Source organism: Pseudarthrobacter naphthalenicus, from assembly GCF_029076445.1.
GTDB classification, from domain to species: domain Bacteria; phylum Actinomycetota; class Actinomycetes; order Actinomycetales; family Micrococcaceae; genus Arthrobacter; species Arthrobacter naphthalenicus.
Genome location: NZ_JARESG010000009.1, coordinates 75,030 through 87,971, shown reverse-complemented (window position 1 = coordinate 87,971; position 12,942 = coordinate 75,030). Strand labels below are relative to the sequence as shown.

Here is a 12,942-nt window from a genome sequence, read left to right as displayed (position 1 = left end):
CGCTGCCAGGAGTAACGAAGACTGCTTCGGGAGCTACTTAAAGCTGGCCCCGACCAGACCGCGCGTGGCGGCGACCAGACGGATGGGATCAGTTGATCCGGCCGCCGGCACGTAGACGGCCATCGATTCAGCAAAGTTCAGCACCATGCCGGTGGTGGTCTCCTTGCCGCCCGCGAGCGCTGCGGCGTCGTCACCGATGGTGAGCTTGTCGCCGGAAGCCTTGGGGGTGCCGTCGAAGCCGAAGTTGATCCGGCCCATGACCAGCGCTCCGCCGTCGGCCGTGCGGAACACCACCGTGCTTTCCGGCACCACCTTGTGGGTGAAGGCGAAGTTTCCGTTGGCCCCGGAGGCCACAACCTCGGCCTGGTAGGACAGTGTGTCGGCAATATAGGGCGAGGACGCACCCTCCACTACCTTGTCCTTGAAGCTGGAGTCAGGGTTGGACAGGCGGTCGGCCAGCCCGGCGAGGGCTTCTTCGCCGCTGTACAGCAGGCCCTCTTTGTTGTTGGCTGCGAGGGTATCCGTGCCGGTGCGGTCGATGGCGGGGAAGGTGGTTCCCGGCTGCAGCGGGGTGGTCTCGGTCAGCTTGTAGTTCTCGCGGGCCGAAGGCTGCACCAGCGTCAGAAGCTGCGGGACCACGTTGCCGTCACCCTGCGTGACCGCGAGGACGGAGCGGGGCCAGCTGCGGTCGCTGGTGACCACCGTGGTGAGGAGCTTGGTGGAGCGCACCGGCATCCTGGCTTCATACGTGCCCACCTGCGAGCGGATTTTGTAGTTCTGGGTCCGCACCTCAAGCTCGGTCCCGCCCACGCGGTCCGCGAGCTTGGCCGCGTCCTTGGCGCCGTCGCCGGCGTCCGTGGCGCTGGAGACCTGCTCAAGGATGCGCCGGAACTGGGCGTCCAGGAGGACGGGCGACGCCGGCGTGGCCGGAGCGGCCGCCGGTTCGGTGGTGGGAGCCGGTGCGGGCGGGGTGGCAGCGTTCGCGGCGAGGCCGGTTCCGGCCACCACGGCCGCAGTCACTGCGGCCGTGATCATGCTCCCCGACACCATGCCGAGCCGTGAGCCGGAATTCACCTCGGCTTTGGCCCGGGCGCGGCGTGCAAACAGGCTGCCCCGGCCGTCGCCTTCACCGTCGCGTTTGCGGGCGGAGAGGATGGCAAGGGCAATGCCGGCGAGGATCAGGAGTCCGCCGATAACCATCAGCGGGACGGCCCACGGGGTGGACGTGTCGTTCGGGAAGGTCATGGAGATGGACGCCGGCGCGGGCTGGGTTCCGTCCGAGGCCAGCAGCAGCGACCATTCACCGTCTGCGGGCGGCGTCCATGAGTACTCCAGTTCCCCGTTGGCGCTCTCAGTGGAAACCCACAGGTCAGAGCCGGCCGGGTTCGGGGCCGTCGCGTCTCCGGCGGCATGCTCCACCACAAGGGCGTCCTTCTTTTCCGTTATCCCGGTGACGGTGTTGTGGGCGGTCTGGCCCACCCAGGCAGCCACATCATCAGGGCGGCCCACCGCGAGGAGGAAGTTGGCCCCGCCCTGAACGTTGATCTTCACTGTTCCGCCCTGCTGGGTGCGCAGCTTCTGGTCAATGACGGTCAGCGGCGCCTCGGCGGTGCCCGAGGGTGCCGAAGCCGTGAAGGTCTCGGAGGGAGCCCAGATGGTCTTCTGGCCGATACCGGCCAGAAGTGTCAGGAGGCCGAGCAGCACGAGTGCGACTGCAGTCTTGAAACGCAAAGGAAACACCTATCATCAGCGGGGGTTTGCTTTCAATAGTAACCGTTTTGTTACCGGAAGCCCTTTTAATGACCTGCAGCCGCCGGCGGCGGGTCACAGTTTTAGGCGCGAATCACACGCTCCCGCACCTGTTAGCAAGGCTGCTGATAGTGTTTGCGATGATCATCACACCGGCCCGTGCAAGCGGTGCCACGCACGGAACAGGCTCCAAAACCCAGTGACTGACAAGACCGAAGAGTTCTCGACCGGGCATGACAATCACTCGACCGGCGGCTCTGCTCCGTCCGCGCCGGCACGGCCCCGAAGGCCTGCGGCACGGGCCGCCGCAGCAGCAGTCGGTTCCCTGGTCCGGCGACTGCGGCAGCCACTGCCGGGCGCCCAGCCGAGGCTTCGGTTTGAAATGCCTCCTGAGCTGCCTCCGGAGTTCCAACTGGCGGAGGAAGACGCTGCTGCGGCGGGCGAAGCCGCATCCCAGTTCGGCAAGCCCGGTCCGCGCCTCTCACCCCAGCATCCGCTGTACATGGGGTTCATGGGCACGGTGGGAGTAGGCCTGGCTCTTCTGGTCTATTGGATCGGCTCCAACACCACGCAGCTGCTCCTGTGGATTGTGGCCGCCCTGTTCATCGCGCTCGGCCTCGAACCTGTGGTGGGGTGGCTGGAAAGCCGGAAGATTCCCCGCCCCGCGGGCATCCTGCTCTCAGTCGCGGTCCTCATCGGAGCGGTGGCCGGTTTCTTCGCCACCCTCATCCCCACGATCGTGTCGCAGGTCACGGAAATTGTTGCCCAGGCGCCCACCTGGGTCCGGGACTTCATAGACTCGGACTTTTTCCGGAGCATTGATGACCAGTTCGGGATCCGGGACCGCATCACCGCAGAGCTGGACAAGTTCGTGAATGATCCGGCGGCCATGGGCGGAATCTTCGGCGGGGTGGTGGGCTTCGGCTCAACCCTGGCCAACGGCCTCTTCGGCACCCTGATTGTCCTGGTCCTGAGCCTTTACTTCCTGGCAGCCCTGCCGTCCATGAAGAAGTGGGGCTACCGGTTGGCGCCCCGCTCACGCCGGCCGCGGGTGGCCGCCCTTTCCGAGGAAATCACCCGTTCAGTGGGCAACTACGTAATCGGGCAGGCCTGCGTGGCCCTGCTGAATGCCACGTTCGCGTTTGTGGTGATGTCCATCGTGGGTGTCCCGTTCGCCCTCCTGCTGGCTTTTGTGGTGGCACTGTTGGCGTTCATTCCGCTGGTGGGCGGGATGATTGCGGGCATCGTGGTGGTGCTGATCTCGCTGACCGAAGGCTGGCAGACCGCCGCCATCTTCGGCATCTGCTACTTCGCCTACCTTCAGTTCGAGGCGTACTTCATCTCACCGCGCATCATGCAGAAGGCCGTTGCCGTGCCGGGCGCCGTGGCCGTCATTTCGGTCATTGCCGGCGGTAGCCTGCTGGGCGTGCTGGGCGCCCTGATCGCCATCCCGACGGCGGCCGCCATCCTGCTGCTGGTCAAGGAGATTTACATCGTCCGTCAGGACAAGCACTAAGCTCCCGCGTCGAGTTCTTGAGGTGTGTGGCCGTTAGGTGTCCGGGGGCCTAACGACGGGCCTCTAGGTGGCGGCGGTGGCCACGGGGCCGTTCCATTCCTGCGGCAGCCCGTGAGGACCCGAACCTGCTTCGGTCACGTCATCCACGATCTCGTTGAGCACCCGGGATGCGTACTTCTCCCCCACCCACAGGTGCTTGGCTCCGGCCACCCCTACCACCCGGGCCTGAGGCACCAGGCGGAAACGCTCGGCCGCAGCCGCGGGCTGGAGGTAGTCATCGTGTTCGGGCACCAGCACCGTCAGCGGCTTGCCGGCCGCCGCCCACAGGCGCAGGTGCTCGTCGGTGGCCCGGTGCAGCGGCGGTGAGAGCAGCACGGCGCCCTGGACCTGGCTGGCCACCGGTTCCACGGCACCGTACATCAGTGCCAGCTCGGTCCCGAATGACCAGCCCACCAGCCACCGGTTGGGCAGTTGGCGTTCGACGGCGAAGCGCACCGCCGCCTCCACGTCCAGCCGTTCGCCGACGCCCTCCTCGAAGGAACCCGCGCTGGTGCCCCGCGCCGATGCCGTGCCGCGGGTGTTGAACCGGAGCACCGCCACCCCGGCCAATGCCGGCAGCCGGTAGGACGCTTTCCGGTACACGTGGGAATCCATGAATCCGCCGTGCGTGGGGAGGGGGTGCAGGGTGATCAGCGTCGCCGTGATGGGACCTGATTCCGGCAGCGCCAGTTCGCCGACCAGCTTGTGGCCGTCTGCAGTGTGCAGTTCGATGTTCTCCCGCTTCGCCGGCAGGACCGTGGACGCGCGGATGGGTGCTGGGCCCGAGGGCTGGGTGAAATCGTACGACGCCGGATCAAAAGTCATGCCTGCCAGCTTAGCGAGTCCGGACACCGCTGGTGCCCGGGCGCGGCTGCCGGTGCCGGCTCAGCGGTAGCGGTAGCTCCGGGAAAGCCAGCAGTTGGTGTGCCAGTGGCGCCGCTCGGCGAGGCCGGCGGCGGCGCCGAAAAGGTGGTCATCCTTCCACACCACCAGGTGGGCCACGCCGGGGACCACCGCGGTGGAACAGCCCGGGCAGATGTAGGTTTTCTCGGCGTTCCTGGCCGTCATGGTCCTGACCATCCACTCGCCGTCGGGCGCGCTTTCCCGGCGGGCTATGCCTGCCCGCGCCCGCTCCAGATCCAGCTCCGGGACCTCGCCGCTGCCCTTCTTTCCAGCCACCTTGCCGGCAGGGCCGCCCTTGGCAGCCGGACCTTTGCCAAAGGCCGGGCGGCGGGGACGGTTGGAACGCGGCATGCCTCCATTCTGCCCTAGCCCCGGTAGTGTGTACGGCGTGCGACTTGTGATAGCCCGATGTTCAGTTGATTACGTTGGCCGGCTCAAAGCCCATCTTCCCCTTGCCACCCGGCTCCTGTTGGTCAAGGCCGACGGCTCCGTGCTGGTCCATTCAGACGGCGGTTCCTACAAGCCGCTGAACTGGATGAGTCCGCCGGCAACCCTGCGGGTCTCGTCCCCGGAGGACGTTGACCTGGAGCTGGGCGTCACGGAACAGTGGACGGTCCAGTCCGCCAAGACCGATGACCGCCTGATCATCAACATTCACGAACATATCCACGAGTCTTCCCACGATCTGGGCGTGGACCCGGGTCTGATCAAGGACGGCGTGGAGGCGGACCTGCAGCGCCTGCTTGCGGATCAGATCGAAACCCTGGGCAGCGGATTTTCGCTGATCCGCCGGGAGTACTTCACCGCCATCGGGCCGGTGGACATCCTGGCCCGGGACGCCAGCGGAGCCACTGTGGCCATTGAGCTCAAACGGCGCGGGGACATCGACGGAGTCGAGCAGCTGACCCGCTACCTGGAGCTGCTGAACCGGGACCCGCTGCTGGCGCCGGTCCGTGGGATCTTCGCGGCCCAGCAGATCAAACCGCAGGCAAAAGTGCTCGCCAACGATCGCGGCATCGACTGCGTCACCCTGGATTACGATGCCATGCGCGGTGTGGATGACACCGAATCCCGGCTCTTCTGATCCCCTGCCCTCCCCCGGCGCGCCCCGATGCGGCCCCTGACAAGGGGATTTAGGCAATTTTTAGCCAAAATTCCCGGCCGGACCGTTGACCGGACGGAAACGGCATGAAATTCTTAGAACAGTCTTTGTGTAGGTGTTTTTTCATGCTCGCAAGACATGTTGCGAGCGCGAAGCTCCTGCACGGCCTGTCCTTTTTGGGATGGCAGTAACGGATTCTTCTCGCGGAGTGACCAAGCCCGGCACGAGGTGTGCCGGACTTAGACAAGTTCCACAATGAGGAGAAATAAATGGCACAGGGAACCGTCAAGTGGTTCAACGCTGAAAAGGGCTTCGGCTTCATCACCCCGGATGACTCCGATGGCGATGTCTTCGTTCACTACTCCGAGATCCAGACCGGTGGCTTCAAGACCCTCGACGAGAACCAGCGTGTTCAGTTCGAAATCGGTCAGGGCGCCAAGGGTCCCCAGGCTACCGGCGTAACGCTGGTCTAGTCCCACCGCCCGGACGCCGCATTGCTGCGGCCCCGGCGAAGAAATCCCCGGCATTCGTGCCGGGGATTTTTTCGTTGCCGGCCTCGCTGTCCGGCCGTCTCAGCCGACCAGTTCGCGCACCAGCCGCGCACCCTGGCGCAGCGAAAGGCCCGGCAAATATGCCCGGGTCAGCGCACGTCCAATGGCAGGCAGCTGCAACGGATCCTGGTAATACAGGTACAGCGTCCGGTATTCCGGCTGAAAGCGTGACTTGAAGGCTGCCAGGGACCGGAACCCGTAAACCGGTTCCAGGGCGTGGCCCACCACATCGAGAATGCGCAGCAGGTTCTCGTCCGGCACCTGGTCCGGGGACATCTCGCCGTCGGGCAGGCTTGCAAGCGGTGACCCGGACAGTGAAATAACCTCCACCGATTCCCGCAACTCCACCACCGCCGCGGCGATCAGGAACTCCATGACCCCCGGGAAACCTCCAGCACCGCGGCGCATCACGTCCAGCGTGCGGCTCACCAGCTTCCCGTCCTCGTACACCGGCAGCCAGCTGGTGATTCCGTGCACGTTCCCGTCCCCGTCCACCGCCAGGCAACAAAGGACCTCGTCGTCCATCAGTTCATCGATGCCACCGAGGGTGAAGCCCATTTCCGGAATGGTCTTGGCTGCAGCCCATTCCTCGGACACCTCGTTGAGCCGTGCCCGCAACGCGGAGGGCAGGCCGTTGTACGTGCCCCACACCGCGGTGATGCCCATCTTGGCCGCCCGGTTCCGCGCCGTGCGCACGTTCTGCCACTCCTTGCCCTTGAAATCCAGTTCGCGGACCGAAAGCCTTGTTTCCTGCGCCACCGGGACGCGCTGGAATCCGCGGTCCCGGAGCAGGGGCCACAGCGTGCCGTCGCATGAGTAGAACGCGGGCGCCAGCGCCCGGCTGCCGCAGAACTCGATGAAGCCCACCGCCGTCCGGGCCCGGCCTTCAGCCGCTCCGAAGGGGCCGGCCAGGGTAAGCGCCACGGTTCCGTGCTGTTGGTACGCCACGGCACCGCGGCCGTCGGGGCTGAACCAGTACCGGTTGGGCTCCCACAGGGCCATCCATGACAGCGATTCGCCGCCCTGGTGCAGCAGCCGGCGGGCAGCGGCCCTGTCATTGTGCCCGGAGTCGCTGCCGTGATGCCGTCCCACCAGGACGGACCAGACACCGGCCAGCGCCACCAGCCAGAAGATCGGGCCGGAGTAGGCAAAGATCAGCGCCTCAACGGTGTCCCGCTCGGCGAATACCCTGCGGTAGAGGTTCGGCAGCGGCACCGGCAGGTACTGCCTGGCCAGCTCAGCCAGCAAACCCAGGGGGCCGCCGTCGCGCATCATTCCCCCGGCCGCCAGCCAGGCAACGGTGTATCCGCCGGCCAGGACCAGCCAGACGCCGCCGACCACCAGTGCCAGTCGGTGCCGGGCGGACGGAACGGTTTCCACCCGGAACTGCCACCGGTTGACCCACAGCAGCACCGCCAGCAGGAGGGGCACCGTCACCAGGGGCAGGATATGGGCAAATCCCGAGCCCATGGCCGCAGTCTGGGGCCGGGAGGGATAGTGCGGAATCAGGGCGAACAAGGCAAGGTACACGGCTGCCAAGGCAGTGATCACCAGCTGGATGACCAGCGTTATCCGGAGTGCCATGCTCCGTCCCCGGCGCATGCCGTCGGCGCAGATCAGGAGAAGAATCACCGGGACCACCGTGAGTGCAAGCCCGAACGGACCCGCGAAACCGGCGCGTCCGATTTCCAGGCATGACGCCTCAACCGTGGAGCCGCAGTTGGCTTCGAGCTGGCCGAGGGTCGGAACGGGATTCAGGAGCACGTCCCGCAGCAAGGCCAGCGGGCCGGTGGGCGTGCGGGTGATGGTTGTGAGAATCGGTCCCACAGCGAAGACTGCGACAGTAAGCGCGAGCAGGTTTCGCGTCTCGCGGCCGGTGGAGCGCGGCGCGTGCAGCGGGCCGTGTTCAGTCTCAGCCCACCAGCTGGCGGCAAGGCCCACCAGGGCGCCGATGAGCCCGATGACCGTCTCTGCATGCCCCACATACAGGACCAGCAGCAGCGCCACCGAGAGTACCGCTGTCCGCAGCCGCCGCCGCCAGAGCACCCGCAGTTTGCCGCTGGAGGCCATGGACACGGCCAGGACCGCAGCATACGGGCCAATCAGCGCATTCTCTGTCATCAGCCCCAGCCAGCCGTCACCGGCATACCGGGCCAACTGGGTAAGCAGCAGGAAGACCGTGACGGCGGCGAACTGGCCACCCAGCAGCAGTGCTGCGGTCTGGAGCTTGCCCAGCTTTCTTTCCGCCACGCCCAGCAGCAGCAGGATCATCAGGGAAGCCACCAGGTACGCGAGCGGATTGGTGGCGAAGAACAGGGAAGTGACCAGCGACCACCAGTGTCCCGCCCGCAGGCCGGGGGCGCTCACCCCCGCCAGCGGCAGGAGTTCCTCGGGCGGCCCCCCAAGGAAGCTGTCAGTCAGAAGGCCCGTGGCCAGGAAGATGCCAAGGATGCTCAGCGTCAAAGGCACCGAACGGAGGTAGCCCATGAACCGCTGAAGGGCCGGGAATCCCACGGCGGACCAGAACAGCGCCGGGGCGCTCCGTTCCCGGACGGCCATCAGTGTTCCCACCCCCAATGCCTGGTCAGCAGTTCCAATCCATTATCCATTCCGGGCGTCAGCATGTCCCAGGAGTGACCCGTCCGCTGAACCACGTCGGACTCCACAGTGAATCCTGCGCCCCGCGCCGCCGTCGCAAGCGTCTGCAGGTTCGCCACAAATTCAGGATCAGTGGCGCCGGCGGCGAAGTAGGCCACCTTGCCCTCGTAGCGCCGCTCCTTCAGGAGCGTCAATGGCAGTTGGGCATCGAAGGCGGCCGTGTCGCCATGGAAGGCCGCATCAACGGTCTTCTGGCGTTCCTTGGCGAGTGCGGGCTCCCGCTCGCTGGCAAAGGCGAGGAATCCCGTGTAGACGTCCGGGTGGCGGGTGACCAGCTGGACAGCGCATGTGGCTCCGAAACTGAATCCGCCCACGGCCCACTGCCGGGCATCGGTGTCCACGTCCAGCGTTGCGGAGATCCAGTGCGGAACGTCAACGGCGAGGTAGGTGTCCGCCCGGGCCAGGTCGCTGTCCATGCACAGCGTATTGGCGGACTGGCTGCCGTTGGGATCAACCACCACCACAACGGGGGCCACTCCCCCGTGCCGGTTTGCGAAACCCGCCATGCGCGGCAGCAATGCACCCCCGGAGAGCCAGTCCGCCGGGCCGCCGGGCTGGCCCGGAACGAGCACCAGCACGGGAAGGCTGGGACGGTTGGCGGCGAAGTACGCAGGCGGAAGGTAGACGTAGGAGGTCCGGGTCTGCAGCCCCGAAGTGGTGCCGGGGATCGATACGGCGCGGATGACGCCGTCGGGGGGAAGTTCGCCCGCGGGCGTCCACCCCGCCAGCGGCAGGGCGGAGTGTCCCGGCTGGCGCTGGAGTTCCTGTTCCAGCGGCGGGATGCGCGTCAGCGCCGTCCCCGTGAGGTCGGCCACCGTTCGGTTGAGGCCAAAATACGCGTTGATCTGCACGGCCGCCAGCAGCACCACGGTCAGCAGGGCCAGGATGTCGAGGGTCCGCCGCCGCCAGGAGTCCGCGCGGAGCCGAAGGAGAACAACCAACAGTGCAGTGACGCCGGCATATACCCAGGCCAGGACAAGGGAAGGGAGGTCGTCGGGAAAAACCGACGTGAGGTAGATCAGGATCCAGTGAACCAAGAGCACCAGGCCTGCGGCGACGGCCAGTGTGGCGGCCACACCGAGGTACCAGCGGCGCCGCCCTACGGCCTGCGGGCGCCAGACCAGATACACCGCGGCGGCGGCACCAAGAACCCAGGCGGACCAGTACACTGGCCCGTCCGTCAGGCGGATGTCCGCGATCCAGTCCACGTGCCTAGCGCCAGGTGCCGACGCCGATGACCGGCCCGGCTTCCAACCACGAGGACAATCCCGTGTAGGCATCAAACTTCATGGCCAGCCGCAGGTCGTGGCCCTCGTACCGCAGTTCGACAATCACGACGTCGGGCTGGACCTTGACGGCCTCGGTTTCGGTGGGCTTGCGCCGGCCCAGGAGCTCCAGGGAACTCCGCTTGAACTTGTGCTTGGGGCGAAGACTCAGGGACGCCAGGCGGAACCATTCAAGGTCGTTGTCCTGATAACGACAAACCCCCATCTGCCAGCTGTTTCCAGCCGTGCAAATGGAGGCGTCCACCGTGCCGAGGGCGCGCCGCAAGTTGAAGCGGCGCACCCCCACAAGGCACAGTGCAAAGATCAGCAATCCGAAAGTGATTGCCAGGGCGATGAACGAAAGAGTCTGGGCGTCCATCAGGTTGGTGCTAGCGGATCCCAGCAGTAGCCGCGTCGCCCAGCTGGGCGTTGTCAGCAACAATCACCACGCGGTTGTTGTCGACGGAAAAGAATCCGCCGTCAACAACAACGGCAATACGGTCCCCGGAAACCGGCTCGATGGCCAGTTCACCTTCAGCCAGGATCGCCAGCAGGGGCGAGTGGCCGGGCAGGATTCCGATTTCACCATCGCTGGTGCGGGCCTTGACCATCTTGGCCGCTCCGGACCACACGAAGTGATCCGCTGCGACAATCTCAACCTCAAGCTCAGCCATATTACTTGGTCTGTTCCTGGATCTTGGCCCACTGGCGCTCAACGTCATCCAGGCCGCCGACGTTGAAGAACGCCTGCTCTGCAATGTGGTCGAGGTCGCCGTCGCAGATGGCGGTGAAGCCTTCAACGGTGTCCTTGATGGAAACCGTGGAGCCTTCGACGCCGGTGAACTGCTTGGCGGTGTAGGTGTTCTGGGAGAGGAACTGCTGGATGCGGCGTGCACGGGACACGACGATCTTGTCCTCTTCCGAGAGTTCGTCGACGCCCAGGATGGCGATGATGTCCTGGAGTTCCTTGTTCTTCTGCAGGATCTGCTTCACACGGACAGCCGTGTTGTAGTGGTCCTGGCCGATGTACTGCGGGTCCAGGATGCGTGAGGTCGAGGACAGCGGGTCAACGGCCGGGTACAGACCACGGGAAGCGATCTCACGGGAAAGTTCCGTGGTCGCGTCGAGGTGTGCGAAGGTCGTGGCCGGGGCCGGGTCGGTGTAGTCATCTGCGGGAACGTAGATGGCCTGCATCGAGGTAATGGAGTGGCCCTTGGTGGACGTGATGCGCTCCTGCAGGAGACCCATCTCATCAGCCAGGTTGGGCTGGTAGCCCACGGCGGACGGCATGCGGCCGAGGAGGGTGGAAACCTCGGAGCCTGCCTGGGTGAAGCGGAAGATGTTGTCGATGAACAACAGCACGTCCTGGTTCTGCACATCGCGGAAGTACTCCGCCATGGTCAGTGCGGACAGTGCAACACGCAGACGCGTTCCCGGCGGCTCATCCATCTGGCCGAACACAAGGGCGGTGTCCTTCAGGACGCCTGCCTCTTCCATTTCAACCCAGAGGTCGTTACCTTCACGGGTACGCTCGCCAACACCGGCGAATACCGAAGTACCACCGAAGTTGCGGGCCACGCGGGTGATCATTTCCTGGATCAGAACCGTCTTGCCCACGCCGGCGCCGCCGAACAGGCCAATCTTGCCACCCTTGATGTACGGGGTGAGAAGGTCGATGACCTTGATGCCGGTTTCCAGCATCTCGGTGGAACCTTCGAGCGTTGCGAAGGCGGGAGCCTTGCGGTGGATCGGCCAGTAATCCGAAGCCTGGATCTCGGACTCGTGCACGTCAAGGGGCTTGCCCAGGACGTTGAAGATGTGGCCCTTGACACCGTCGCCCACGGGCACGGTGATGGGGGAACCGGTGTCCACTACGTTGGTGCCGCGGACAAGTCCGTCGGTGGCCTGCAGGGAGATGGCACGGATGAGGTTGTCGCCCAGGTGCAGGGCGGTCTCGAACGTGATCGTCCGGGTCTCACCATTGAGGGTTACCTCGGTGGTGAGGGCGTTGTAAATCGAGGGGATTGCGTCAGCCGGGAATTCGACGTCGACAACCGGGCCAATAACACGTGCAATACGGCCGGTAGCACCGGACGTTGCGGCTACGTGTTCGGTAGCAGTGGCAGTCATCTCTCTCACTTCACTCAGTAGATGGCGTGGAATCTAAGTTTGTTTTTTGGTGCAGGTACAGCTGGACCGGACCGTGCAGGTTAGGACGCGTTCAGGGCGTCGGCACCGGCAACGATTTCGGAAAGCTCCTGCGTAATTTCAGCCTGGCGGGCAGTGTTGCGCAGACGCGTGTACTTCTTGATGAGGTCCGTGGCGTTGTCGCCGGCGGACTTCATCGCCCGCTGACGGGCTGCGAGCTCGGAAGCTGCGGCCTGCAACATGGCGGCAAAAATGCGTGACTCAATGTAGCGCGGCAACAGAGCATCGAGAACCTGCTCCGCTTCCGGCTCGAATTCGTAGAGCGGCAGGAGGTCCGATTCGGACGCGGCCTGCTCTTCGACAACCTCGAGCGGGAGCAGGCGGATAACCGTCGGCTCCTGGGTCACCATGGACTTGAAGCGGGTGTAAACAACGTGGATCTCGTCCACGCCGCCCTCTTCGTAGGCGGTAGCGAAGTCTTCGAGCAGGGCTGCGCCGACTTCCCGGGCAACCTCGAACACCGGAGCGTCCGTGTTGCCGGTCCACGCACGTTCGAAGGGACGGTTCCGGAAGTCGAAGTACGCCTGCGCCTTGCGGCCCATGACATAGGTCTTAACTTCCTTGCCCTCTTCGTGCAGCAGCTCGATCAGGCCTTCAGCCTGCTTGAGCACCGTTGCCGAGTATGAGCCTGCAAGGCCACGGTCCGAGGTGATAACCAGGACGGCGGCACGGCGGATCTGCTCCGGCTCGGTGACCAGGGGGTGGTCAATTTCGCTCTGGCTTGCGACAGCAGAAACGGCACGCGTGATCGCGTTTGCGTAAGGCAGTGAAGCCGCTACGCGTGCGCGGGCCTTGCCAATGCGCGAGGTAGCGATCAGTTCCATCGCCTTGAAGATCTTGCGCATCGACGTGGTCGAGCTGATCTTCTGGCGGTAGACCCGAATCTGGGCTCCCATACTTATCCTTTCCTAAGATCCCGGTGGCCGGGACTACCGGAACCGGTGAAGGTCC

12 protein-coding genes are annotated in these 12,942 nt (G+C 65.2%); 3 read left to right on the top strand and 9 right to left on the bottom strand.

Annotated features, from left to right (window positions below; all coding sequences use genetic code 11):
• Positions 1–33: 33 nt before the first annotated feature.
• Complete coding sequence (locus PY310_RS10825) at positions 34–1,731, bottom strand: DUF8094 domain-containing protein (protein ID WP_275214385.1); 1,698 nt, start codon at positions 1,729–1,731, stop codon at positions 34–36.
• Between the two features lie 400 nt (positions 1,732–2,131).
• Between PY310_RS10825 and PY310_RS10820 the strand changes: the two genes are divergently transcribed.
• Positions 2,132–3,265, top strand: a complete 1,134-nt coding sequence (locus tag PY310_RS10820; protein WP_419095470.1) for an AI-2E family transporter — start codon at positions 2,132–2,134, stop codon at positions 3,263–3,265.
• 63 nt (positions 3,266–3,328) lie between these two features.
• On the opposite strand, the gene PY310_RS10815 is transcribed toward PY310_RS10820, so the two are convergent.
• Positions 3,329–4,129 (bottom strand): alpha/beta hydrolase, encoded by an 801-nt coding sequence (locus PY310_RS10815; protein WP_275214383.1) that lies wholly within the window; start codon positions 4,127–4,129, stop codon positions 3,329–3,331.
• A 60-nt stretch (positions 4,130–4,189) separates the two neighbouring features.
• Positions 4,190–4,558 (bottom strand): ATP/GTP-binding protein, encoded by a 369-nt coding sequence (locus PY310_RS10810; protein WP_275214382.1) that lies wholly within the window; start codon positions 4,556–4,558, stop codon positions 4,190–4,192.
• A 37-nt stretch (positions 4,559–4,595) separates the two neighbouring features.
• Between PY310_RS10810 and nucS the strand changes: the two genes are divergently transcribed.
• On the top strand, positions 4,596–5,291 hold the full coding sequence (gene nucS, locus PY310_RS10805) for an endonuclease NucS (protein WP_275214381.1): 696 nt from the start codon (positions 4,596–4,598) through the stop codon (positions 5,289–5,291).
• Positions 5,292–5,578: 287 nt separating this feature from the next.
• A complete protein-coding gene (locus PY310_RS10800) occupies positions 5,579–5,782 on the top strand; it encodes a cold-shock protein (protein ID WP_011692441.1) in 204 nt (67 codons plus the stop codon).
• A 99-nt stretch (positions 5,783–5,881) separates the two neighbouring features.
• Here the strand turns inward: PY310_RS10800 and PY310_RS10795 are convergent, their stop codons facing one another.
• The 6 genes from PY310_RS10795 to PY310_RS10770 all read right to left on the bottom strand — a co-directional run bounded on the left by PY310_RS10795 (position 5,882) and on the right by PY310_RS10770 (position 12,887).
• Positions 5,882–8,419, bottom strand: a complete 2,538-nt coding sequence (locus PY310_RS10795; protein ID WP_275214464.1) for a bifunctional lysylphosphatidylglycerol flippase/synthetase MprF — start codon at positions 8,417–8,419, stop codon at positions 5,882–5,884.
• Entirely contained in the window at positions 8,419–9,726 is a 1,308-nt protein-coding gene (locus PY310_RS10790) for an alpha/beta hydrolase (RefSeq protein ID WP_275214380.1), read from the bottom strand. The genes PY310_RS10795 and PY310_RS10790 overlap by 1 nt, the downstream gene beginning before the upstream one ends.
• A 4-nt stretch (positions 9,727–9,730) precedes the next feature.
• The gene (locus tag PY310_RS10785; RefSeq protein ID WP_275214379.1) at positions 9,731–10,162 is read right to left on the bottom strand and encodes a DUF2550 domain-containing protein; all 432 of its coding nucleotides are present in this window, start codon (positions 10,160–10,162) and stop codon (positions 9,731–9,733) included.
• 10 nt (positions 10,163–10,172) lie between these two features.
• Positions 10,173–10,457 (bottom strand): F0F1 ATP synthase subunit epsilon, encoded by a 285-nt coding sequence (locus PY310_RS10780; protein ID WP_190989724.1) that lies wholly within the window; start codon positions 10,455–10,457, stop codon positions 10,173–10,175.
• Between the two features lies 1 nt (position 10,458).
• Entirely contained in the window at positions 10,459–11,913 is a 1,455-nt protein-coding gene (atpD, locus tag PY310_RS10775; RefSeq protein ID WP_275214378.1) for a F0F1 ATP synthase subunit beta, read from the bottom strand.
• Positions 11,914–11,993: 80 nt separating this feature from the next.
• Entirely contained in the window at positions 11,994–12,887 is an 894-nt protein-coding gene (locus PY310_RS10770; RefSeq protein ID WP_275214377.1) for a F0F1 ATP synthase subunit gamma, read from the bottom strand.
• Between the last annotated feature and the right edge of the window lie 55 nt (positions 12,888–12,942).

Bases quoted from the DNA above. Each gene is read 5' to 3' on its own strand.
- PY310_RS10820 (WP_419095470.1), top strand. From the start codon at position 2,132: ATGCCTCCTGAGCTGCCTCCGGAGTTCCAACTGGCGGAGGAAGACGCT.
- PY310_RS10800 (WP_011692441.1), top strand. From the start codon at position 5,579: ATGGCACAGGGAACCGTCAAGTGGTTCAACGCTGAAAAGGGCTTCGGC.
- PY310_RS10815 (WP_275214383.1), bottom strand. From the start codon at position 4,129: ATGACTTTTGATCCGGCGTCGTACGATTTCACCCAGCCCTCGGGCCCA.
- PY310_RS10780 (WP_190989724.1), bottom strand. From the start codon at position 10,457: ATGGCTGAGCTTGAGGTTGAGATTGTCGCAGCGGATCACTTCGTGTGG.
- atpD (WP_275214378.1), bottom strand. From the start codon at position 11,913: ATGACTGCCACTGCTACCGAACACGTAGCCGCAACGTCCGGTGCTACC.
- PY310_RS10785 (WP_275214379.1), bottom strand. From the start codon at position 10,162: ATGGACGCCCAGACTCTTTCGTTCATCGCCCTGGCAATCACTTTCGGA.
- PY310_RS10795 (WP_275214464.1), bottom strand. From the start codon at position 8,419: ATGGCCGTCCGGGAACGGAGCGCCCCGGCGCTGTTCTGGTCCGCCGTG.
- PY310_RS10810 (WP_275214382.1), bottom strand. From the start codon at position 4,558: ATGCCGCGTTCCAACCGTCCCCGCCGCCCGGCCTTTGGCAAAGGTCCG.
- PY310_RS10770 (WP_275214377.1), bottom strand. From the start codon at position 12,887: ATGGGAGCCCAGATTCGGGTCTACCGCCAGAAGATCAGCTCGACCACG.